19 protein-coding genes are annotated in these 23,865 nt (G+C 37.3%); 2 read left to right on the top strand and 17 right to left on the bottom strand.

The features are described from left to right. Window positions 1-30 precede the first annotated feature (30 nt). Window positions 31-573 (bottom strand): helix-turn-helix domain-containing protein, encoded by a 543-nt coding sequence (locus AN964_RS04595; RefSeq protein ID WP_055738576.1) that lies wholly within the window; start codon window positions 571-573, stop codon window positions 31-33. A gap of 310 nt (window positions 574-883) precedes the next feature. On the opposite strand from AN964_RS04595, the gene AN964_RS04590 reads away from it, so the two are divergent. Then, on the top strand, window positions 884-1,492 hold the full coding sequence (locus tag AN964_RS04590) for a YesL family protein (RefSeq protein WP_055738575.1): 609 nt from the start codon (window positions 884-886) through the stop codon (window positions 1,490-1,492). A gap of 52 nt (window positions 1,493-1,544) precedes the next feature. Here the strand turns inward: AN964_RS04590 and AN964_RS04585 are convergent, their stop codons facing one another. From AN964_RS04585 to AN964_RS04560, 6 genes are all read right to left on the bottom strand, one after another. Then, entirely contained in the window at window positions 1,545-3,866 is a 2,322-nt protein-coding gene (locus AN964_RS04585; protein ID WP_083489222.1) for a glycoside hydrolase family 127 protein, read from the bottom strand. A 21-nt stretch (window positions 3,867-3,887) separates the two neighbouring features. Next, complete coding sequence (locus tag AN964_RS04580) at window positions 3,888-5,792, bottom strand: glycoside hydrolase family 127 protein (RefSeq protein WP_055738574.1); 1,905 nt, start codon at window positions 5,790-5,792, stop codon at window positions 3,888-3,890. A gap of 46 nt (window positions 5,793-5,838) precedes the next feature. Then, on the bottom strand, window positions 5,839-6,669 hold the full coding sequence (locus tag AN964_RS04575; RefSeq protein ID WP_055738573.1) for a carbohydrate ABC transporter permease: 831 nt from the start codon (window positions 6,667-6,669) through the stop codon (window positions 5,839-5,841). 2 nt (window positions 6,670-6,671) lie between these two features. Further along, window positions 6,672-7,511 (bottom strand): carbohydrate ABC transporter permease, encoded by an 840-nt coding sequence (locus AN964_RS04570; RefSeq protein ID WP_055741136.1) that lies wholly within the window; start codon window positions 7,509-7,511, stop codon window positions 6,672-6,674. A 198-nt stretch (window positions 7,512-7,709) separates the two neighbouring features. Further along, complete coding sequence (locus AN964_RS04565; protein WP_055738572.1) at window positions 7,710-9,089, bottom strand: ABC transporter substrate-binding protein; 1,380 nt, start codon at window positions 9,087-9,089, stop codon at window positions 7,710-7,712. A 224-nt stretch (window positions 9,090-9,313) separates the two neighbouring features. Beyond that, window positions 9,314-11,260, bottom strand: a complete 1,947-nt coding sequence (locus AN964_RS04560) for a glycoside hydrolase family 127 protein (protein ID WP_083489219.1) — start codon at window positions 11,258-11,260, stop codon at window positions 9,314-9,316. Between the two features lie 279 nt (window positions 11,261-11,539). Between AN964_RS04560 and AN964_RS04555 the strand changes: the two genes are divergently transcribed. Then, complete coding sequence (locus AN964_RS04555; RefSeq protein WP_055738571.1) at window positions 11,540-12,436, top strand: AraC family transcriptional regulator; 897 nt, start codon at window positions 11,540-11,542, stop codon at window positions 12,434-12,436. A gap of 90 nt (window positions 12,437-12,526) precedes the next feature. Here AN964_RS04555 and AN964_RS04550 read toward each other — a convergent pair whose 3' ends face one another. From AN964_RS04550 to arfA, 10 genes are all read right to left on the bottom strand, one after another. Next, window positions 12,527-13,591, bottom strand: coding sequence for a M24 family metallopeptidase (locus AN964_RS04550; protein WP_055738570.1), 1,065 nt, complete (start codon window positions 13,589-13,591; stop codon window positions 12,527-12,529). A 111-nt stretch (window positions 13,592-13,702) separates the two neighbouring features. After that, entirely contained in the window at window positions 13,703-13,963 is a 261-nt protein-coding gene (locus tag AN964_RS04545; protein WP_055738569.1) for a hypothetical protein, read from the bottom strand. Window positions 13,964-13,981: 18 nt separating this feature from the next. Next, window positions 13,982-15,466 (bottom strand): alpha-N-arabinofuranosidase, encoded by a 1,485-nt coding sequence (locus AN964_RS04540; protein ID WP_055738568.1) that lies wholly within the window; start codon window positions 15,464-15,466, stop codon window positions 13,982-13,984. Between the two features lie 151 nt (window positions 15,467-15,617). Then, window positions 15,618-16,286: a YesL family protein gene (locus AN964_RS04535; protein WP_055738567.1), complete on the bottom strand. Its 669-nt coding sequence runs from the start codon at window positions 16,284-16,286 to the stop codon at window positions 15,618-15,620. Window positions 16,287-16,314: 28 nt separating this feature from the next. Beyond that, entirely contained in the window at window positions 16,315-17,154 is an 840-nt protein-coding gene (locus tag AN964_RS04530; protein WP_055738566.1) for a carbohydrate ABC transporter permease, read from the bottom strand. 2 nt (window positions 17,155-17,156) lie between these two features. Beyond that, window positions 17,157-18,098, bottom strand: coding sequence for a carbohydrate ABC transporter permease (locus AN964_RS04525; RefSeq protein ID WP_235950680.1), 942 nt, complete (start codon window positions 18,096-18,098; stop codon window positions 17,157-17,159). A gap of 57 nt (window positions 18,099-18,155) precedes the next feature. Next, window positions 18,156-19,481 carry an ABC transporter substrate-binding protein gene (locus tag AN964_RS04520; RefSeq protein ID WP_055738565.1) on the bottom strand — a complete coding sequence of 442 codons (1,326 nt, stop codon included), beginning with the start codon at window positions 19,479-19,481 and terminating at the stop codon, window positions 18,156-18,158. Between the two features lie 612 nt (window positions 19,482-20,093). Further along, window positions 20,094-21,035: a glycoside hydrolase family 43 protein gene (locus AN964_RS04515; RefSeq protein ID WP_055738564.1), complete on the bottom strand. Its 942-nt coding sequence runs from the start codon at window positions 21,033-21,035 to the stop codon at window positions 20,094-20,096. Between the two features lie 12 nt (window positions 21,036-21,047). Beyond that, window positions 21,048-22,271 carry a sn-glycerol-1-phosphate dehydrogenase gene (locus AN964_RS04510; protein ID WP_055738563.1) on the bottom strand — a complete coding sequence of 408 codons (1,224 nt, stop codon included), beginning with the start codon at window positions 22,269-22,271 and terminating at the stop codon, window positions 21,048-21,050. Between the two features lie 71 nt (window positions 22,272-22,342). After that, complete coding sequence (gene arfA / locus AN964_RS04505) at window positions 22,343-23,854, bottom strand: arabinosylfuranosidase ArfA (protein WP_055738562.1); 1,512 nt, start codon at window positions 23,852-23,854, stop codon at window positions 22,343-22,345. Window positions 23,855-23,865 lie beyond the last annotated feature (11 nt).

The raw sequence follows: 23,865 nt of genomic DNA, 5'->3' as shown, positions 1-23,865 counted from the left end.
TTAAAAATCTATATATTTAAGACTCCAATACTAAAAAAGTACCGGAGTTAACACACTTAAAAGAACGGTTTCTTCATTTAAAGGGTTTTCCCATTGATGTTCCTTTTCTGATGGGAAATGGATCGACTCCCCTGGATTCAGCATGTATTCTTGATTATCCACTCGGATAATGAGCTTTCCTTTAACAACATAATGAAATTCTTCTCCGGGATGGCTATATAATTGAGTATCTTTTTGAAACGGTCGTAAAGTAACCAACATACTTTCCAGATTTCTTCCCGGAAAGCTGCCACTTAATTTAACATATTTGGTTGCATTTCCTTCTACTTCAAAACTCTTTTGATTTTCTAATGTCACAGTATAATTACTGCTTGATTCCTGTTGAAAAAAATAGGACATCTCAACCCCTAACGAATCGGCAATTTTTTTAAGCGATGTAATAGCAAGAGAAGATGTACCTCTTTCTACCTGAGAAAGAAATCCAACAGACAAATTGGTATTTTCACTTAATTCTTTTAAAGTGAGTCCCTGTTGTTGTCGTAATTCGCGAATTTTTGTATGAATTTCTACCATAATTTGTCCTTTCCTTTAATAAAATTTTTAGTGAAATCATAAATAATTATAGTATTACTAAAATTATTAATGTATATGTTATCATAATAGACTAAATTTTCAATACATTTTTTTAAGTAATATAATATTTTTTTTAGTATAACTAAAAATTTCTATTGTGCTTCGCTTGTTTCCACATAAAGATCCTCTTTTTTATTAACTTTTTAAAAAGCAGGTTGATATGTTGATTTTCTATTCTAAATATTGAAAAATATATGATGAATTTGATATGATTAAGGCAATAAACATTAATCTTTAAAGGAGGGAAGGAATGAACGTCTTTAATATTGATGGCAGGTTCTACCGAATTCTTGATAAAATAACCGATTTTCTTCTATTAAATTTATTATGGATTATTTTCTGTCTGCCCATTGTTACTATTTTCCCCTCTACAGCTGCAATGTTTGGAGTCGTTCGCAGTTGGGTAAGAAAAGATGAGCCTAGTATTACAAAGCATTTCTATACTCTTTTTAAAGATAATTTTAAGCAAGGTATCTTAATAGAAATAGCCTGGTTTTTCATGGCTGCCATTGTTACTTTTAATATTTTCGTGAGCTTCCATATGGGCGATACCTTGAAATACATCATATTCCCTCCACTAATTTTTATCGGGATTCTCTTTGTTTTTACTTCGATTTTTCTTTTTCCGATTATGGTTCATTATAAAACTAGCTGGCTAGGTTTGATAAAAAATGCCTTCTTCTTTTCGATTAGTCAACCTGTTACGTCCCTGTTGGGAATATTGATTATAGGCATATCAGGTGTTTTAATATTTTTTATTCCGATTTCCTTTTTTGCAATTGCTAGCTTAATAGCATATATTCTCTATTATTTATGTAATAAAGCATTCCAAAAGGTGGAAACGATTAAAAGCAAGTAGAATCTAATCTCAAAAAAACAACCTTTTATATTAAAAGGTTGTTTTCTATTTATTACTGGTCTAAACCTAGTAATGCATATTCTTCTTTATTGACGATTCTTAATCCAAAAACTCTCCTTACTCTATGACCTGGATGTGCTTTAAACGTAACCGTAACTTTTTCTTTCCCCTCAATCCTTTGTAGAGGAAGATCATAGTTCACATTATAAAATTTATCTGTTTCTACAATGCCTTCTTTTTCATCCTGCATTTTTTCTCCATCTAGTAGAATATCAAATTTACAATTGGAAATTTCATGCGCGGAAGTATATGTTATGACAAGCATTAAATCTTGCTTGATCGATTCCTTTAACAATGTGACAACATTCATATCGACAGAAAACCAACCGTCTGTACCCGCCTGTCTGAATGCTCGATTATTTACGATTCCAACACTTGTTGTTTCACCTTGAAAATGATGGTCACGCTCCGGCTGCATTTCACCAAGCTGGACAAAATCAATCGTACAGTCATTAAGAATACGCATTTTTTCACGAGCTCTTTTGTACTCTTTTTCTGCCTTTTCCCATTCTTCCTTGGTAAACAGATCCCAATAGACGGAATACATTTTGTGATGCATTCGATAAAATGGATATAATTCTACTTCTCTTGGATATCCTGTATTCACCGTGCGAAAAGTATTCGTTTTCCCCTCAACAGGCTGTACCCAATTGGATAAAGGTTGATTATTGTTAATCATGACAGGGGTATATAAATAACTTTTTGCCTCAGGATCTTGATCAGGTCCTAATTCACCCGCTAGAACAAGCGGACCGTACATAATCGCTGCCCGGTTTGGATTATCCGGCAAACACTCAAGTCGCAATGAGAAGGGAATACTAATTTCGACGTTATCGTCATTGCTCCACAAACGTTTAATTTCAATAAAATGACCTGGCGATGTTTCAATTGTTTTCTGTTTGCCGTTAATCTTGATTTGAATCCCCTGCTCCGCCCAGTTCGGATAACGGATGCACATGGTGAATTCAGCATCTTTTTCACCATTCACCCGTATCAGGATTTTATTGGATTCAGGATAATCCGTTTCTTGAGTAATCGTTACTCCTTTATCCTTCCAATTAAGGGAAGAGGCGATGTACTGACTCACGTATAACTTGTCATCATGATGATAATAAATACCGCTTCCATAGCTGGCATGGTTCTCCATACCGGTACCTACACAGCATGTGAAGTGATCAAATTTATGGTTGTAAGCTTTATAGCCTCCCATTGCTAGAGAAACGAAATAACAAACTCCACCCTCAAGGGGATCTTGAGATGCCAAAATATGATTATATAGTGCTCGTTCATAATAGTCAGCTGCTTCAACAGAACCGTTCCATTCAAAAAGATGCTTGGTCAGTTTTAACATATTATAAGTATTACATGTTTCTGTTGTATGTGGACCAAGGCGATCCGTTAACATATCGGGCTCACTAAAATACTCTCCAAAACTATTTCCGCCTGTTACATAGGAATGATGATGGACTACCCGATTCCAGAAGAACTCGGCTGTGTTTTTTCGTTTCTCATCGTCCGTTAACTCATATTGTCTCGCTAAACCAATAATCTTCGGAATTTGCGTATTGGCATGTTTCCCAGGCAAACTATCTTGCCCTTGTGATATGGGGTCTAATACAAGACGATGCCAGAAACGTTCTGCTAGGTGTAAATATTTCTCATCACCTGTATCCGCGTATAAATCGGCCAATACTTCATTCATTCCCCCATACTCGCAAATCATCAATTCTTCCATTTGTTCATCACTTAAATCTTTGAAAATACCATCAAGCCAATCTGCCAACTTACAGGCAATGCCCAAAGCCTTTTTGTTTTCCGCTAAATGATAGGCATCGCGCAATCCCGCTAACAGCTTATGAATAGTGTATAATGGAGCCCATCCGCCATTCAGGTCAAATCCCTTTGACCGTATATCCCCTGAAGCTACTTCCAAAAATAATTCTTTGCCCCGTGGAATTCCAGATACATATCCGTCTCCATGTGCATTTTGACAAATTTCTATCTCATCAACGATATAATCTACCCTTTGCTTGAAAGCTTCATCGGAAAGGGATGCATAGAGCATGGAGCATGCTGATAAATAGTGCCCAAGTGTATGACCTGAAAGACTCATTGCCTCCCAACCTTCATATTGAGGCGCTTTTATTTCGAGTCCAGCATATTCTCTAAATCTGGCTAGCAATCGATCTGGTTCCAATTGCAGTAAATAATTCTTGTTTAAATCCATTGCATGTTTAAAGGGTCCTCCTATTATGGAGACATCCTTCAAAGCAAATGGATTGGCTTTTGTTTTCACATTGGTTTTCACCGTCATGTATGAAACCCCCTATCCAATTTACTCCTTTTCTGGTATCCAAACACGCATTTGTCCTGATTCGCGATTATCCCATGCATAATACGGAATAGCGGTTATCTGATATGGCCTGCTAGTTGGTTTTTCAGTGCGATATAAACTATTTTCCCATTGATGACTATCTAATACCTCTGCATCACCCAAAATTTTTACGACCCCGCCAAGTAACGATTCATCGTAAATGGCAGTCAGATTCGCATCATTTGGCAGCATTACCCTTTGCAAATGCTCCATATTATCTGCCGATTCGATACAATACACAATAGGGCCTCTTTGAATGGCTGTGTGATGGACATTTTGCCTAACATTTGGATGAGAATAGACCTTTTCAATAGGCATGGATAAATCTAGTTCGATGATATCTCCATCCTTCCATAGCCGCTCAAGATAAACATATCCTTTATCCATATTTTGAAGGATATTAACCCTTTCATGATTTACTTTAAGTTCTGCATTCTTACACCAACCCGGAATGCGCAGTTTGAGACCAAATTTGTCTTCATGTTCCAATCCAAGTAAGAAGGTTAGGTGGCCATCCCATGGATAATTGCCCTTTTGTCCTATTTTTACTTGTTGCCCATGAATATTTATTATTGCCTCCCCTTCGATGTATTGATGAACAATAATGTCATCTGGACTTTGAGAATAAATATATCCTCCCAGTGAAGCTAGTAGTCTTGCAATATTTGGCGGACAGCATGCGCACCCAAACCATTCCTTTCGATGACGATCTCCGACACTCGCTAACGGATTGGCATAAAAGAATTTTTTCCCATCTAAAGACACTCCGCTAATGACTCCATTAAATAGAGCACGTTCTATCGCATCCGCATATTTGCTTTCACATTCCAACTGCAGCATCCTATGATTCCAAAAAACTAACCCAATAGATGCACATGTTTCCGCATAGGAAGTTTCATTTGGAAGGTCATAATCAAACGTAAAGCCTTCGTTCTTTCCTGTCGATCCAATTCCGCCTGTAATAAACATATTTTTTAAATGAAGATGTTCCCATAACCGCTCACATGCTTCTAAAAGTGAAGCGTCTCCAGTCTCTCCCGCCAATTCTGCCATTGCTGTATACATATACATTGCCCGAACGGAATGCCCCACCACTTTACTCTGTTCTCTGACCGGCTTATGAGACTGGTTATACTCTTTGAGGTTATCCATATAGCGCATTATATCTTCAAAATATCCTGTTGAATCTTTCTTTTCTAGCTCAAAATAATGAGGTTTTTGTCCCCGTTCATCAATGAAGTATTGGCTTAATTTTAAATAACGTTCTTCCCCAGTGGCATGATACAATTTGATCAAAGCCAATTCGATTTCTTGATGACCGCAGTATCCCCGTAATTTACCTTCCTCCCTCCCAAATACTGAATCAATATGATCGGCATATTTGCAAACAACCTCCAGGAGAGTTCGTTTCCTTGTTGCTTCATAGTGTGCAACACCAGCTTCTATTAAATGTCCTGCACAATATAATTCATGCGCATCCCGCAAATCTGTCCATCTCATTCCAGGTTTTACAACTGAAAAATAAATATTTAGATACCCATCTTCCTGCTGGGCCGATGCAATCAACTCAATTACTTCGTCGACTAGACGGTCTAGTTCCGGATCTGGATGGGTGGCAAGGCTGTAGCTTGCAGCTTCAATCCATTTTGCTACGTCAGAATCCCAGAAAATATGAGGTTCGTTGTCCATTCCCTGCTTCCAATCCAGCTTAAATGCATCAATCCTTCCTGTTTCCTTACATTGCTTATATTGGTGCGGAATGGTTTGCTCACGGTTAACCTTAATTCGTGGGGACCAAAAAGCATCGTTAATCACCACATTTGAAAATGAGACAGGTCTTAGTCGATTTTGATTTAAAACATGCATTATAGTTAACTCCTTTTTATAAAAAATAACTCCCTCAAGCTTAAGGCTAACCTTTAATTCCTGTTAAACTTATTCCTTCAATAAAATGGCGTTGCCCAATAAAGAAAATGATAATCGCAGGAATAACCATTACGGCAGATGCTGCCATCATGAGATTCCAATCGGAAGAGTAAGAGCCTTTCAACTGCAATAGCCCTAATGCAAGCGTGTATTTGGATTCATCATTTAAGAAAATCAAAGGTCCAAAGAAGTCATTCCATACACCCATAAAAGTAAAGAACCCAACAACTAAAATTGGCGGTTTCACCAATGGCAAAAGTATTTTCGTGAAAATTTGAAAATGATTGGCACCATCCATTAATGCAGATTCGTCCAGTTCACGAGGTATATTCATAAAAAATTGTCTCATTAGAAAGATGAAGAACCCGCCGCCGCCAAAAAAGGCTGGAACAATCAACGGCCAAAATGTATTAATTCCATCTAGCTTAGACCACATCAAAAAGGTAGGGATCAATGTGACAGCTCCCGGGAGCATCATGGTTGCAAGAATCATTCCGAACCATATATTCCTTCCCGGAAAACGAAGTCTTGCAAAGCCATATCCGCACATACAGCACGTGACAATTGTTCCAATGATGACTGGGACCATAATAAATAATGTGTTTTTCAAGTAAAGACCGAAATTAATAATGGAGAAAATATCCTTGTAATTGGACCATTGAAATTTCTCCGGTAATAGTTTAGGTGGAAATTCAAAAATCTCTGTAGAAGTCATTAAGGAACTGCGAATAAGCCAAACAAAGGGAACTAGACTTACAATAGCGCCGATTACTAAGATAATTAATGCGAATGACCTTTTCACGGTTTTTAGCTTCATGATTATTTTCCACCCCCGTAATAAACCCAGTTTTTAGATGATCGAAAGACAATTAATGTGAAAAGTAAAATAATGATAAACAGGATCCATGCCAGAGCACTTGCATAACCCATATTATTTTTCTGGAACGCCTCCCGGTAAATTAGCAGGACATAGAATAGCGTACTGTTGTTTGGCCCGCCCTCCGTCATAACATATGCTTGAGTGAAAGCTTGGAAGGACCCTATCAGGCCCATAATAAGATTGAAGAAGATAACTGGTGAGATAGAAGGCAAAGTTACATATCTGAACTTATGCCACCAATTACCGCCATCTATTTCAACAGCCTCCAGTAATTGCTTTGGAACATCCTGCAAGCCTGCTAGAAATATTAAGGCAGTACCTCCGCATCCCCAAATACTTAATAAAATTAGCGAAGGTATAACCGTATTCTCATCGTAAATCCACATCAACTTTGGCAATCCCAAAAATTGTAAAATACTATTTAATAAACCGAAGTCCGGATTAAATAACCACAGCCATAAAATATTGGATGCTACGGAAGGGACAATGACAGGCAAATAGTACATCGTTCGAAAGATGGATTGTCCTTTTACATTCATATTCATTAGAACTGCAACAATTAAAGCAGCAAGCAGCGTAAAAAAAGTACTCCCTATAGCAAAATAAAATGTGACAAATAAAGATTTCTTGAAATCAAGATCGTTTTTAAAAATATCAACGTAATTTTGAAAGCCAACCCAGTGATAACTTCCTACTACCTTATAATCTGTAAAACTGAAATAAAGACTGGCAATCATAGGACCAATTGTCCAAATAAGAAGCCCTAAAATAGCAGGCATAGCAAAAAAGTAACCCCAAAACGCTTCCTTTCTCTGCAATTTATGAAGTTTTGGCTTTTTGATATTGACAACTGTTCTTTTTAAGGTAACATTTTCAATATTCATTTTTTCACTCCTCAAACGATTATTACTTGGGAATTGATTATGTGTTATGAGGACGAATCTTCATAACACATAATCTGTTAAAAAGGAAGCTTGTTACTCATATTTGTATTTGTCTCCAAATTTCTTTTTCAATTTTGGCATAATGTCATTTACCGCTTCTTGCGCACTCTTTTTATTTGTCCAAATTAGGTCTAATGCAGGCGAAATAATTTGGCTGGCTTCTGATCGATCAGCCCAAAAATAGTTTGGATTTTTCTGCACATTATTCATTGCCCAATCGATAACAGCTGTTTTATATTCTTTTGGATGAATTTTTGTATCGGTCCACTTTTTAACAAGTTCCGGATCTTTATACCATTTTTCTTCATTAGGCATCCAAAGTCCGGCTTGGATAAGCGGCAAACTATTAGATGGATCCATAATAAATTTAAGAAACTCTTTTGTTTCGTTCCAATGCTTTTTCGTATTATCATTGTTAAATACGACAATTGGCGTACCGGCACTAGAAGTCACTGCTTTTTTCATTTTTGGCAATACACCGATACCCAACTTCAAATTCTTTTGTTTTTCCGCTTCCCCTAGCACCTGCATAGCCCATTGACCATCTACATCCATCGCTACCCTTTTGGTTAATAGAGCTGTATCTGTGTTTGGAAGCGTAGATAGGCTGGCAGGTGTTGGCATCACATGGTATACATACATTAAGTCTTGCATTCTCTGTAATGCTTCAATCGTTTCAGGTTTGTTTAATAGAATAGTCTTTCCATCCTCAGAAATAATTCCTCCATCATTGCTGAAAAGGAAGTTTTCATAGAAATAGGTAAAATTGCTAACCCCGTATGTTTTGATATTTTTCGGATCAAATCCTGGATCATCAGGGTGCTTTCCGTTCCGGTCCACTGTCAGTTTCTTGGCTACATCGACAAATTCGTCCCATGTCCATGCATCCTCTGCTTTAGCAGGAGGATATGGCATCCCCAATTCATCAAATAATTCTTTATTGTAGTAAATATTATTTACTTCATTTGCTACGCTTGAACCGGCAATCGGTCCGTCTTTTTCGTATTGAAAAATACTATATTTTAATTTGTCACCGAATTCTCCTGAATCAAATAGTGGCTTCAAATCTTTAATCGCTCCGCTTTTCACCCACGGTGAAAGGCTTCCCTCCGTAAAATAACCAACGTCAGGAAGAGTATTAGAAGAGGCCATCGTTGTCATTTTCTCTAAATAGTTTCCTTGAATTTGCTGTCCTGTCACATAAATATTTGGATGTGATTTGTTAAACGCTTTCAAAATATCTTCTATAGATTTTTTCTCAAGTGGATCTCCCCAATAAGTAAATTTTAATTGAACAACACCTTTTTTGCCGCTTCCCCCCGTTGCACTAGTTCCGCCTAGACAACCACTTAACATCCCAACAAGCAAAACAAGCACGCCTATAAGTCCTATCAATGATTTACGCTTTCTCAACATACACACCCCATTCTTATTTCCTAAATATATTAGTATATTTTTAAAAGTTGTAAGTACAACTTTGTGTTTGATCGGTGAAGTAATCCTCCACCAATCATTATTATTCAAAAATGTAATCTATTAATATACTAGCTTTAATCTTCATTATAGAAATAACATGGTGTATAAAATCGACCTTTTAAGAGTAATTTCCGAAAAAGGTATTTACTATTTTAAAATATTTATTTTTCCATAATCCAAACCAACATTTCACCAGGCTGCCGGTTGCACCACGCATAATAAGGGATTGCTTTAAGAGTAATGGATTTTGTGTCTTTTTCATAAGTCATATATAACTCATTACCCCAAGCTTGATCATCAATCCTCTCTGCTTTTGCAGTTATTACACTAATTCCACCAAGCAATTCTTCCTGGAATGTAACCTCAAGCTCAGAATCTTTTGGCAGAAGGATGTTCGGTAAATTTGCACCATTGTCTACTTCTTCCAAACAATAGACAATTGGACCTCTCTGTAAAGAAACCTTCCCTACATTTTCTCGTACTTTCGGATTCGCACGGACTCTCTCAACCGGCATAGGCAGAACAAGAACAATCTTATCCCCTTTTTTCCAAGTTCGGGTAATATATGCATACCCATTCTTTGTACAACAATCTATATCCACTAACTCATTATTCACTTTTAATGCGGCTAATTTGCACCATCCTGGAATCCGAACGGCAACCGTAAATTCACGCTCATTTTCCGGTGAAAGTGTAATTTGAACATTCCCATCCCATGGATAATTTGTTTCTTGGATAATTTGAACCTTTTGTCCCGCAATATCTAATTCTGATTCATTGCCCATGTATAAATGAACAAACAATTGATTGGAATCAACAGAGTATACATATTGTCCTATGGAAGCAATTAATCTTGCTAGATTAGGTGGGCAGCAAGCACAGCTATACCATTTTTGCCTAACAGGCTTTACATGTGTTTTATCCTGCCTTTTTTCATTCGCTTTCGGCCATACCTCCAACGGATTAACATAGAAGAATTTCTTCCCGTCCAAATCCATTCCGCTAATGGTTCCGTTATAAAGTGCCCTCTCCATGACATCCGCATATTTTCCATTCTTTTCAATCCCTAGCATTCGCTTTGCCCAGAAAACTAAGCCAATCGATGCGCATGTTTCTGTGTAGCACGTATCATTTGGCAAGTCATAATCAAATGAAAACGCTTCACCAAAATCTTGTGATCCGACACCGCCAGTAATGTACATTTGGCGATTCGTTACATTTTCCCATAATCTCTCACAGGCTTCCTTTAAAGTGTGATCCCCTGTCTCAATGGCTAAATCCGCCATCGCTGTGTACATATACATAGCCCTAACAGCATGGCCGATTGCTTCTTTCTGATCTCGAACAGGCAAATGTGCTTGGTGATAGCTATAATCTCCATATTCATCATGCCACCAAAATTCTTTATCATCATTTCTTGCTTTCTTTTCTAGGTCGAAATAATGTGGTTGCTGACCGCGCTCATCTATGAAATATTTGCTTAACTGTAAATATCGTTCATTTCCGGTTGCTTTATATAGCTTTACAAGAGCTAATTTTATTTCTTGATGACCATCATATCCTCGCAATTTATTTTCTTCTTTGCCAAACATTTCATCGATGTGATCAGCGAAACGACACATAATATCTAAAAGCTTCCGCTTGCCAGTAACCTCGAAATAAGCGACAGCAGCTTCCATCATATGGCCTGCTACATACATTTCATGTTTATCTCGAAGATTGCGCCACTTAAGTTGTGGTTCTTTTATCGTAAAATAGGTATTTAAATATCCATCATCCTGCTGTGCCCTGCCTATTAATTCAATGACCTCATCCGCTGTTTTTTCCAGTTCAGGGTCAGGATCATTCTCTAAACTATAAGCTACTGCCTCAAGCCATTTACCTACATCACTGTCCTGAAATACAAAACCAAAAAATTCACCTGATTCCTCACCAGCTGCGATTTTAAAATTTTTCATTGCATGGCTGGCAGGGGCATCTGGAATTCTATCGTTTAATGCTTCCCACTGATATGGAATCACTTCATCACGTATGATATCTATTCGTTTTCTCCAAAAATGGTCTGTTATTTTTACTCTTTTAATATTCTTGCTTAATACCTCTGTCAATTTTTGCACATCCTTCCTATTAATTCGCGATAAGAATTAGCTGCTATTCGGATTCTTATCCTACCTTTATTTTTTTACTCACCCCCTCAAACGTTTTCTCCAAAATAGAATAGTTTTTAGTAAAATAGAATTATGAAAATCAATTTTGAATAGTATGATTAATTAAAATAATATCAACAAAAAAGAATCTTGTCGGTAGTCCATTTTAAACATTAGGTGTATAAAACTGACTTTCTAAATTATTGAGATTTCGTAGAATCGCAAAGGGGGGCGAAAGTAATGGAACAATACTTGAAAACAAATGCTGACAATCCAATGGAATATATTTCTGGAGGATTATTTGTATCGAATGAACCATGGATTCATTCAAAACGTAATCTTAATAGCTACGAAATAATCATCGGAGTGAGGGAAACACTTTATATTCAGCAAGAGGAAGAAAAATTTGAAGTTTGCCCTGGCGATGTACTTCTATTACTTCCCCATCATACTCACCAGGGATATGCCCTTTGTTCTCCTGGGGTTTCCTTCTACTGGTTTCATTTTTATTGCCCTAATGAAAGCTCGATTATCGATTATAATACGATGGAGGATGAGGTGATATCTTACCGTACAAATCCCGATTCACATCGTTCCAGTACGGACATCTTCATCCCAATTTATTCAAGCCCTAAAGAAATAGAAAGGATAAATATTTTATTTAACCAACTATTAGATATTGATAATGCAAATTACTACAATAAAAGAAGTACCGATTATTTCATGACTTCCTTGCTTATTGAAATTTCGGAGCAATCCGTAACCCATTTCATTACAGAAAGAGAACATAGTAAATCGGAGAAAAACTTAGTAAATATCGTGGAATGGATTAGAATTAATGCAATGAGCAATATTTCGGTAACAGCAATTGCTCAGGAGTTCAATTATAACCAAGATTATTTGTCCCGAATATTTAAGAAAAAAAACGGGATGAATATTCAAAAATACATTCACATTCTTAAGCTGTCAAAAGCGAAGGATATGTTAACGAGTACCAATTTAAGCATTAAAGAGATTGCCAATATCGTAGGGATTTTTGATGAAAAATACTTTATGAAGCTGTTTAAAAAATACGAAAAAGTAACACCGACTGAATTTCGCAAAGCCTATTATCGTGTCCATTTAAATAATAAATAATCTCAACATAATAATTTTAGAAACTCTTGAAAGCAGAGAATTCATATGAATAAAGAAAGGAGCGTGATATCAAAACACGCTCCTCTTTCTTTACAATATAATGAGTTCTTTAGGTGATTTCGTTATTATTTCGTTACCAGATTTCGTAATAACAATATCATCTTCAATTCTTACTCCCCCGATACCAGGGAGATAGATACCAGGTTCAACCGTCAGAACCATTCCCGGTTCAATCAACTGCTCGCATTTTGGCGACATAAAGATTTCTTCATGAATATCCAGACCAATTCCATGTCCTGATCCATGTCCGTACTTATCTCCATATCCTTTTTCCGTGATATAATCCCGCGTAAAAGCATCAGCTTGTTTACCAGTAATCCCCGCTTTGATTCCTTCAAGGGCCCTTGATAACGCATCATATACAATCGTATAAATGCCTTTTAATTCCTCCTTCGGTTCACCAACAGCGATGGTTCTGGTTAAATCCGCCCTGTATCCTTTGTAATATGCACCAACATCAATAGTGACCATATCGCCTTTTTCGATTACTTTCGTGCTTGCTACACCGTGCGGCAATGCCCCGCGATAACCGGAAGCCACGATTGTATCATAGGCGGAAGATGTTGCCCCTAACTTCCGCATTTGAAATTCCAGTTCATTTGAGACATCCAGTTCCGTTATTCCGGGACGAATGAACTCTAAAATATGTGCGAATGCGGCATCTGTCATTTCCGCTGCGGTCTTAATGATTTGTATCTCGTCTTTTGTTTTAATCATACGAAGCTTTTCCACAACATCTGATACAGGTACCATTTCCGCTTTTACTTTTCCCTGATATTTGGAAAGTAAATAATAAGTAATATTTTTTTCTTCAAAACCAATTTTGCTAATCTTTAATTTTTCCGTTAGATTAGCCACCTCTTCAAAAATAGTAGCCTTTTCTAATACTTTGATGGTAAACCCTTTTGCCTGATTTTGCGCTTGCTCCACATATCGGAAATCAACCAAAAGGATTGCCTCTGTTTTGGTAATCACAACTGTCCCTGCTGAGCCTGTAAACCCAGTTAAATATCGACGGTTAACATCGCTTGTTACTAGTAGACCATCAATACCAATTTGGTCCAATGATTCTCTTAACATATTTAAATTTCCCATGATAATTCCTCCAAATGTTTAGAATTTCAATCTTCCATTGTGATTATCATCTATGTTCGTATAAGTTGTTAAATTCCATTTACCATATCAACTTGAAAATATTATGTTATCTTACCATTGCGGATTATCTGGTGAAGCACAATGCTTGTCAGGAAATTTCGCCTTATATTGAACAAGACAACCGCAATACTGACATGTTGTTCCATAGAGCAAATTCGGGCAATGATTACATTTTTCCAGTCTTTCTTGATAAATAGCATCGGTAACCAAATCGGAAAAGCTTTTTGTTTGCATTTCTAATAATGCTGCTATTTCTTTCTTAGCAACATGAACGGTTTGGGAACAGCCTTTACATAAAGATTTTTCCGGCATCTCTTCGCCTCCATTTTCCTACTCTTTTACAGAAAGCATGATGATCGACATTGGCGGGAGGCTCACTTCAATAAATTGGTCTATTAATGTAAATTCAGTAAAATTTTCAGGCTTGACCGCTTCTGGATTTTCAAACGAATTATGGGCATTGCGATAATCCGCTGTAAGGATTTCACCGGAAATCTCCGCAATTTTATTGACTCCTCGCAGCTGGATGTTTACATCTGTTTTTTCTGAAAGGCTCATATTACAAAGGCTAATATGAATTTGCCCGCTATCATTCTTCGATGCTGATACACTAACCTTTGGTAAATGAAAATCCTCCACTGCTATATTCTCAATGTCAGTCTCAAGGGATAATAATGCTGCATCCTGATGGACTTTAAACATGTCAAAAATATAATAGGTAGGTGTTTTCAGCATTTTTTCCCCTTCTGTTAAAACCATTGCCTGCAGCACATTTACCGTCTGCGCAATATTTGCCATATGTACGCGGTCACAATGTTGATGAAAAATATGAAAATGAAGTGCCGCAACAATAGCATCACGTATAGAATTTTGTTGATAAAGAAATCCTGGATTCGTTCCCGGTTCTACATCAAACCATGTGCCCCATTCATCTATGATTAAACTAACTCTTTTCTCGGGATCGTATTTATCCATAATCGTACTATGTTTTGTGATTAATTCATCCATATACAATGCCTTTTGCATCGTAATGAACCATTCTTGCTCGGAAAATTGTAAGGATGATCCTTTTCCCTTCCAAAAGTCCCCAGGTATTGTATAGTAATGTAAACTCAAACCATCCATTAACGAAGAGGCGCGTTCCATCAACGTTTCTGTCCAATTATAGTCATCAATATTTGCTCCGCCGGCTATTTTGTAAAGCCTGTTGTCCCCATAATTACGGGCATATGTTTGATAACGTCTATACAAATCTGCGTAATATTCCGGACGCATATTGCCGCCGCATCCCCAATTTTCATTGCCAACTCCAAAATATTTTAATTTCCACGGCTTTTCCCTGCCGTTTTCCTTTCTCCAGTTTGCCATCGGAGATTCACCGTCAAATGTCATATATTCCACCCATTCCGACATTTCTTGGACTGTCCCGCTCCCAACATTTCCACATATGTAAGGTTCGCATTCCAGCAATTCACATAACAACATAAACTCATGTGTACCAAAATGATTATTTTCTACTACACCGCCCCAATGCGTATTAACCATTCTCTTGCGATTTTCTCTCGGACCAATTCCATCCTTCCAATGATATTCATCGGCAAAACATCCCCCCGGCCAGCGAAGCACCGGTATTTGAAGCTGTTTTAAAGCTTCTAAAACATCATTGCGGATCCCTTTTGTATTCGGAATAATGGAATCCTCCCCGACCCATATTCCTTCATAAATACATCTCCCTAAATGTTCAGCGAATTGCCCATAAATATGCTTAGAGATTGTACCTTTTTCAATATCACTATTAATGATCACTTTATTCATTCTTTCTCTCCTTCTTCCTACTAGATTCCTTAGCGACAAAACTTCTGATAAATGTTGATGATTTCATTTTGAAATAGTGCCCTTATAAGAAAAAGAGGCTTCCAAAACCCGCACCTTTGGCAACCTCTTTCTATTAAACTTAAAAAAGTGATTATGCTGCGTTCACAAATTTCGCTTCAATAGCTCCAAGCATTTTTCGCATGGAATATAAAGTAACGAAAGCAAACAATGGAAGTGCTCCAAAAATAGCAAGACTGCTTGCAAATCTAAAAAATAGGTAAACTGCTAAAACGAAAAAGATGATCGTAAGCGATGTAATCGGCCGATTAATGGTTAAGTACAGTGAAAATTTTAATATATCCCTTATCTTCATAATGAATTTTGTATGCAAAACAAGTGAATAAACATAGCTAATAATCATGACAATGATAAGGATATAAATAAGGGGAAGTGCATAGGCAGTCTGTTTGCTAAAACCAATATAATATAAATCTCCAAACAGAATAACCGTCAGCAAAAAGTATGGCAGCCATACTTTTATGGAGGAAATGAATCCTTCTTTATATATCCTAAAATAGCTTTTTATTACGTTTCCCTTCCCACCGATAATACATTGAAAGACCGTTTCAAAAATGGCACTCAAAGTAGGACCGAACAATAAAAACGCTATTAAGTAGAATGGTAGTGTCAAAAAAGACAGTTTCACATTTAATAGAAGGAAAACAAACAGGAAACTTGTAACGATGGCACATCCCCCAATTAAAAACGCTGCCCAAACGAGATTTGTTGCTTTCATAACTAAGTTTTCTTTATTGATCATAGAAAAGCACCTCTTCTCTTAACATACATCAGCCTTTTATTCCGCCGATTGTCATACCATTGATAAAGGACTTTTGATTAAATAAGAATAGGATGATAATAGGAATAATCGACATCATGGATCCTGCAAATACAATATCGTAGTTATTACCATACGGTGTCATGGCTGTTAATAGCCCGGCAGGTATGACGAGATTTTCATCTGATCTCATTACCACCAACGGCCACAGGAAATTATTCCATACATTCATGGAAGTCATAATGGTCATTGCCCCAAATGCCGGTTTCATCATCGGCGCATAAATTTGCGTAAAGATACGAAATTCTCCGGCACCATCTATTCTGGCTGCTTCCGCATAATCACGTGGAAGACCTATCGCATATTGTCTAAAAAAGAAAACGGTAGCAGGCGGAATAATCCCAGGTAAAATAACTCCTGCAAATGAATCCATCAAACCTAAATTCGTCACTAATTTATACATAGGGATAAATAATATATCACCAGGTACCATTAACATAACAAGCACTAAACCAAAGATAAAATTCCGCCCTTTAAACGTGTACTGTGCAAGTGCATAACCAACCATTGAACTGAATAATAGAACAAGCAATGTTTGAATTACTGTAATCAGTACACTGTTTTTAAACCATGTCCAATATATTCCATCATTATTTGTAAATAATTGAAGGTAATTCTTAAAACTCATTTTTGAAAAATCCAGATGGACATTCAGACCTTGGCCAAAAATATCAGATGCCGGCTTAAAAGAGGAGACTAATAGAAACCAAAAGGGAATCAAAATAATAATTCCGATTATTGTTAGTAATATAAAGGTGACAATGGTTGTAATTTTTCTTCTGGTCTTCATCCTTAGTCCTCCTTAAACAAGCCTCTAACGGAAACTTGAATAAAATTAATGACCATTACGATAATAAACATCGCAACCCCTAATGCACATGCGTAGCCAAATTCACCTTGTCCAAAAGCGCTTTTATAAATATAGGTTAAGAAGGTAGCACCAATATTGTTTGGTGAACTAGCTCCCCAATAAACATAGCTTTCATTAAACAAAGAGAATCCAGCTAGAATGGAAATTGTTAGTACATAAGTCGTAATAGGTTTAATCATCGGCATCGTAATATTTTTAAACTTTGCCCATGTGCTTGCACCATCAATTTCGGCACATTCATAAAGCTCTTTCGGAATACTTTGTAAACCCGACAAAAAGTAAATCATATTTACTCCCATCCATCTCCATACGCAAATAACAACTAAAGCGAACATCCCTGTATGGGCACCGTCTAACCAATCAACGGGTTTGATCCCAAGGTGGCCAATCCATGAGTTAAAAACACCTGTTTTTTCTCTGCTAAAAGCAAAACGGAATACAATCCCCGCAATAACTGTTGATGTAAGAACCGGAAGAAAGAAGATGGAACGAAAAAGCGACTTGAACTTTGTCGTATCTAAATTCATAACAACCGCTAAAATTAATGGCACCGGAATCAGTATTAAAATCGTCCAGAAAGTATACCGAATAACATTCCACAGAACGGTATAGAACACCGGATCATGAATTAATTGTTTAAAGTTCTTCAGTCCAACAAATGTTGTATCATCTAACCCTTGCAGCTCTTGAAAACTCATAATAAAGGCATTAATAAACGGATACACCGTAAATACTAGAAAAATAAGGATAAATGGTAATATAAAGAGGTACGGTGCAATCTTTTGCTTATTCCACTTTTTCCTTTGGGGAACCGGAAACTTAACATTACGCTGCAAGTTTGTTTGCCCTGTGCTTGACTCCAAATCTATCCCCTCCTGTTCGTAAAAATCCTACCCACCCACCCGTTTCATCACTTCACATTACTTGTTAATTTTTTTATCTGCCGCTGCATCCGCAGCTTCAAGCGTTGATGTTACATCTGCCTGTTTATTCATGATTTTAGGTATTGCATTGGTTAATAATTGATCACTGACAAATGGGTAATCCTTATTTGTGAAACTCAACGTACCAATTTCATCTTTTAAATCGGCTAATTTTTGGAAGATATCTACCCCAAAATAATCCGTGTATTTATTTTTTGCTTTCATTTCATCTGATGTCCAAACATCGGAACGAATTGGGTCAAATCCTAGAATCGTCCATTGTTTGATAGCCCCTTCCTTGCTTGCCTTCGATTCCACGACAAATTTCTTCGCCAACTCTTTATCATGTGCTTGTTTTGTAACAACAGTAGCTGTTCCACCTAATCCTGCCGAACGATCATCCCCCTCATTAAAGATTGGAAGTGGTTCAATTTGAATTTTTCCTGAGAGATTTTTCATATATGTCACCATACGGCTCATATACCATGCAGGCATTACAACAGAAGCATAGTTTCCTTTGTTAAATGCAGAGAAATACTCTTCATTATCCTGACTGCCGCCCTCCGCCTTTTTCGCAATTCCATCCTTGTAAATCATATCTTGGAGGAGTTTTAATGCGTTTACATTTTTTTCATCAGCTAAATTTGCTTTGCCATCTTTCAGCACATCTGAGTGTTGCTGGGAAACTAATGCATTGAATACGAAACTTGCATTCGTTTCAACGGAAGTCATGTATTTGCCTGTTTTTTCTTTTACTGTCTTGCCTGCGTTTACATAGTCAGCCCATGTTTTAATTTTCGCAGGATCAATTCCTGCTTGTTTCATAATATCCATGTTATAATAAACAACCGTTGTACCGACGTGGTAATCCAAACCGTAAATTTTATTGTTATACGTATAGTTATCCACCCGTGACTTCACTAAGTCGGAAAGATACGGTTCTACATTCTTCGTCAAGTCTTCAAACGGAACTGTTTTATTCTTGGTGAAATTGGCAAATTGTCCAATTTCAATATCTGCAATATCAGGTGCACCGCTTCCAGAATTTAAAGCAACCTGCAGCTTTTGAAACATTTGATCAAACGGCAGAACATTTATTTTTAGGTCAATTTTCTCTTTCGGATTATTTTTATTCCAAGTCTCTGCTGCATCTTTCCAATAATCTGCATGCTGTTGCACAAATGTCCACATTTCAAATTTTGTCTTTCCGTCACTTGTTTTCGTGGAGCTCTTGGAACTGCATCCAGCTAATGCAAAGGATATTGAAAGTACAAGCACTAGTAACATCGCTACCACTTTACGCGGCTTTTTAAAAATACTCATGATTATCACCTCTAAATGATATGATTTCTTCCAGCTTTCATAAACAGAGCATAAATGTTTAGAACTGTTTCTTGTTAATAACCAGCCATATAAGCGCTTTCAAATTTGAAACAACTTAAAATCTAGGATTCTATTTTTTATATAAATTGCTTTGAATGAATATACTTGGCTTCATCTATCCCCTATTTGTTTTCACCCTCTTTTCAGTTAACAGAGTAGTATTCGCAACATATAGAAATCGATTTCTTAATTATTTCCAGTTTATTATATCTATTCCGTACATGTCAATGAATATTCTGAAAGTTGTGCGAACATTTTCAGGTAAATAAAATTATATATTTACTCTGTATAAACGAAAGGTTTTTTCTCCTTATTAATCCCTTGATAATCGTATATTACAGATACTTTTGTGAACTGATTACCATGTTAAAAATATATCCTTCCATTGACTTAGCAGACCATTATATCAAATGAGGTAGTTTAACTTGTACGGTTTTCGCCCTCAACTTGTATGGTATTTTGCATGTTGTGAAACATAAATAATATTACTCCTTTACAAAAAATTGTTAGATATTTAGTCTATTAAAAAACTAGGGACATTGTAGCTGCCCCTTAAATATGTGGATCACCAAAATGCGGAGTTCCATCTTCATTCCAAGAAATCATCTGTGCATGAGTATGACGGTTTGGATCCCAAAGCGGGTCGCCTTCAATCTCCTGATAATGGCGGGCATGAAAGATTAAAATATCTGTACTTCCATCTTCAGATACAGTAAAACTATTATGACCAGGGCCAAATAAACCATTTTTCTCGTTTGTTTGAAAAATAGGTTTTTCCGATTTACTCCATGATTTTATATTTAGTAGATCGCTAGACTCATCTGCTGTTAACAATCCCATGCAATAATTAGCATCTGTTGCACTCGCTGAGTATGTAAGAAAGATCTTTCCGTTTCGCTTTAGAACGGCTGCACCTTCATTAACCATAAATCCAATCTTTTCCCAATCATATTCTGGCTTTGTAATCATTACTTGTGGAGCTTCGATAGTCCAAGGATTGACCATTCTCGCAATGTAGAGGTTAGAGTTTCCTGCTATATTCGGATCTTTTTGGGCCCAAACGTAATACCTTTCCCCTTTATGTTCAAATGTAGTGGCATCGAGGGAGAAGGATTCCCAATCCGTTTTGACTTGGCCTTTTTCGGTCCAATGCCCCTCTAAAGGATTTGCTGATTTATTTTCCAGGACATACATTCGGTGGTCAAAAATCGCATCCTCTCTTGCAGCCGCAAAATAGATATACCAGTTTCCGTCAATATAATGAATTTCAGGTGCCCATATATTAGCACTCATTGGCCCATTGTTATATTTTCTCCATATTACAACGGGACTGGCTGTGCCAAGCTCCTGTATCGTTTTAGCTCTCCTGACCTCGATTCTGTCATATTCCGGAACGGATCCGGTAAAATAGTAATAACCATCTGTATGTTTATAAATAAACGGGTCTGCCCGTTGTTCCATAATGGGATTTTTATAAGCTGCTGCTTTTGACATATGTTCACTTCCTTACAAAATTTCACTGGCAAATTCGCGCCTTATTTTAACGATTTCATTCAAAAATTTTAAAGCCGTAAAACGGTCTCTTAGTTTATGTGCTTCATTTAATCCCTTTATGACAAGATCATTCTCAATTCCAAGCTGTTCAGGATGGGTTTCACCGCCCAGCTGCTCTACCCACTTGCGAAGCAAAATACTATCCGGTATTTGCTCATAAACTGCCTTGATTTCTTCTTTATGTTCCTTGATTTTTATATACAAATTCTCGTCTATTCCCTCCATTCCGTTACAAATGAATGGCAGGAACTCTGATTTATAGATTTTTGCAAGAATGGAAGCAGCAATCCCTACTTTAGCCCCATGCAGGACCGCTGCGCGTTTTTGCCGCAGGAATTCCATTTCCCAGTAATGAGAAAGATGATGTTCGCCGGCTGAGGCAGGATGTGAGTGCCCAAATAAAAGCATCGCCAGACCGGATGCAATCAGGGATTCTATTAATATTTGAATTCCTTCCTCATCACCTTTTTTTATTTTTTCTACATTTTTAACACTTGCATTTAGTGCATCTCGGGTAATTTGAGCCGCAGCTTTGCAATATGGCTCACCGCCAACAAGATGACCAAATTTCCAGTCCGCTAAAGAAGTAAATTTTGCTATCATATCTCCAAAGCCGGCTGCAATCATTTTTCTTGGTGCATTCTTCAAAACCGTCAAATCTGCAAATATAGCAATTGGTGAAGACATTTGGAAAGTTTTCTTTTCCCCTCTGACGATTAAAGGAGCACCCATTGAGGTAAAGCCATCAACAGACGGTGCAGTAGGAATGGAAATAAAGGGAATTCCCATCTTTGTACTGCAAAAACGAACAATATCGTGAATCGTTCCCGCCCCAACTGCAACCATGACATCCGTTTCTTTGGATGATTCTAACAGCACTTGGACCAATGCCCTTTCATCGGCAATAATATCTTGATTCTCGTCAGGAAGGATATAACATGTAGTAAAGGGAATATCAGCCCTTTCCAATTGATTTGCTAGCTCTTTCCCTGCTGCTTGAAAAGTGTGGTTATCAACAATGATTTTTACCTTTTGATAGTTTTTTTCTCCTATATAGCGAACCGCATCTTTTAACATTTCATTGCCGACTGTTATTTTTTCAATAGTAATCGGATGATGATTACCGCAATGACAATTTTCTGCTAGAGTGGCAATCTTCGATATGAATGATTCCAATCGAACCCCTCCTGATTAATTGATAGGAAAAATACTTTCCATCATTAAAATCGAAAGAAAAGCGAATGAATTTATTTACGCTTAGCTAAACGAATCACGTTCCAGGATAACTTCGGCAATGCAGCTGTAACCAAACCGCCATCGATTGCGGCGTTTCCATTCGAATGAGGTGCCACTGGTGTATCTTTGGCTGAATTCGTTTGTTTTAAATCGTCATTTTCGAGGACAATATGTTCGATAACCTCATAATCTTCAAAATTACGAATATCACATTCAAGATGTAAACTATCTTGTAAATGACGGTTCACTGCAAATATCGTTAATTGTTCATTTTCTTCATTATATACAGCCGTTGCTTCTAAGTATGGAACATCCGTAAAATCTTTGCTATCATATTTCGGACTTGAAATGATTGGATTTAACGAAACACCCCTGCCATAAACAGATGTGTGCATATATGGATAGAAGATCGTTTGTTTCCACGCTGGACCATTCTCTTCCGTCATAATTGGCGCAATAACATTCACTAACTGGGCGAGACAAGCAATCTTTAAACGGTCAGCGTGCTTTAACATCGTAATTAGCATACAGCCTACCAACAGGGCATCTTCAAAATTATAATGATCCTCCAGTTGTGGAGGTGCGATGCTCCACGGTTCGATTAATTTATCCGCCTCATTACTGTGATACCAAACATTCCATTCGTCAAAAGATAGATTAATGTTCTTTTTACCGCGTTTTTTTGCTTTAATATAGTCAGCAATGGAAATAACCGATCGGATAAAATCATCCATCTCAAGTGATAATGCCAAATAGTTGGCGATATCATTATCACGATTCCCGTAATATTGGTGGAGCGAAATATAATCAACATGGTCATACGTATAATCAAGAACCGTTGCTTCCCAATCTGCAAAAGTCGGCATATTACGATTAGAGCTTCCGCATGCGACAAGCTCAATAGTAGGATCCACCCACTTCATCACCTTTGCTGCTTCTTGGGCAATTCGTCCATACTCAGCAGCTGTTTTATGACCAATTTGCCAAGGTCCGTCCATTTCATTTCCTAAGCACCATGTCTTAATTTTATGCGGCTCCTTGTAACCATGGGAAATCCGTAAATCACTGTAGTAGGAACCACCGGGATGATTACAATACTCCACAAGATTCCTAGCAGCATCGATACCGCGTGTTCCGAGATTTACCGCCATATTCACTTCTGCATTTACAAGCTTTGCCCACTTCATAAATTCATTTGTTCCCATTTCATTCGTTTCTGTAGTACGCCAAGCTAAGTCTAATCTGCGAGGACGGTTTTCTACCGGTCCGACCCCATCCTCCCAGTTATACCCGGAAACAAAATTTCCTCCGGGATACCTGACTATCGGTACTTGAAGTTCTTTTACCATTTCAATAACATCTTGACGGAAGCCATTTTCATCTGCTTGCGGATGACCAGGTTCATAAATTCCGCCATAAACAGCACGCCCCAGATGTTCGATAAAGGAACCGTAAATACGATTATCAATTTCTGAAATTTTAAAGTCCTTTTCTAAAATCATTTTCGCTTTATTATTCGTCATATCCATTCTCC

It is taken from the genome of Heyndrickxia shackletonii, from assembly GCF_001420715.1.
GTDB classification, from domain to species: Bacteria; Bacillota; Bacilli; order Bacillales; family Bacillaceae_C; genus Margalitia; species Margalitia shackletonii.
This window is presented reverse-complemented; position numbering and strand designations above follow the sequence as displayed.

Bases quoted from the DNA above. Each gene is read 5' to 3' on its own strand.
- AN964_RS04540 (WP_055738568.1), bottom strand. From the start codon at position 15,466: ATGAATAAAGTGATCATTAATAGTGATATTGAAAAAGGTACAATCTCT.
- AN964_RS04555 (WP_055738571.1), top strand. From the start codon at position 11,540: ATGGAACAATACTTGAAAACAAATGCTGACAATCCAATGGAATATATT.
- AN964_RS04545 (WP_055738569.1), bottom strand. From the start codon at position 13,963: ATGCCGGAAAAATCTTTATGTAAAGGCTGTTCCCAAACCGTTCATGTT.
- AN964_RS04520 (WP_055738565.1), bottom strand. From the start codon at position 19,481: ATGAGTATTTTTAAAAAGCCGCGTAAAGTGGTAGCGATGTTACTAGTG.
- AN964_RS04550 (WP_055738570.1), bottom strand. From the start codon at position 13,591: ATGGGAAATTTAAATATGTTAAGAGAATCATTGGACCAAATTGGTATT.
- AN964_RS04575 (WP_055738573.1), bottom strand. From the start codon at position 6,669: ATGAAGCTAAAAACCGTGAAAAGGTCATTCGCATTAATTATCTTAGTA.
- AN964_RS04585 (WP_083489222.1), bottom strand. From the start codon at position 3,866: ATGACGGTGAAAACCAATGTGAAAACAAAAGCCAATCCATTTGCTTTG.
- AN964_RS04595 (WP_055738576.1), bottom strand. From the start codon at position 573: ATGGTAGAAATTCATACAAAAATTCGCGAATTACGACAACAACAGGGA.
- AN964_RS04570 (WP_055741136.1), bottom strand. From the start codon at position 7,511: ATGCCTGCTATTTTAGGGCTTCTTATTTGGACAATTGGTCCTATGATT.
- AN964_RS04530 (WP_055738566.1), bottom strand. From the start codon at position 17,154: ATGAAGACCAGAAGAAAAATTACAACCATTGTCACCTTTATATTACTA.
- AN964_RS04580 (WP_055738574.1), bottom strand. From the start codon at position 5,792: ATGCATGTTTTAAATCAAAATCGACTAAGACCTGTCTCATTTTCAAAT.
- arfA (WP_055738562.1), bottom strand. From the start codon at position 23,854: ATGACGAATAATAAAGCGAAAATGATTTTAGAAAAGGACTTTAAAATT.
- AN964_RS04515 (WP_055738564.1), bottom strand. From the start codon at position 21,035: ATGTCAAAAGCAGCAGCTTATAAAAATCCCATTATGGAACAACGGGCA.
- AN964_RS04590 (WP_055738575.1), top strand. From the start codon at position 884: ATGAACGTCTTTAATATTGATGGCAGGTTCTACCGAATTCTTGATAAA.
- AN964_RS04535 (WP_055738567.1), bottom strand. From the start codon at position 16,286: ATGATCAATAAAGAAAACTTAGTTATGAAAGCAACAAATCTCGTTTGG.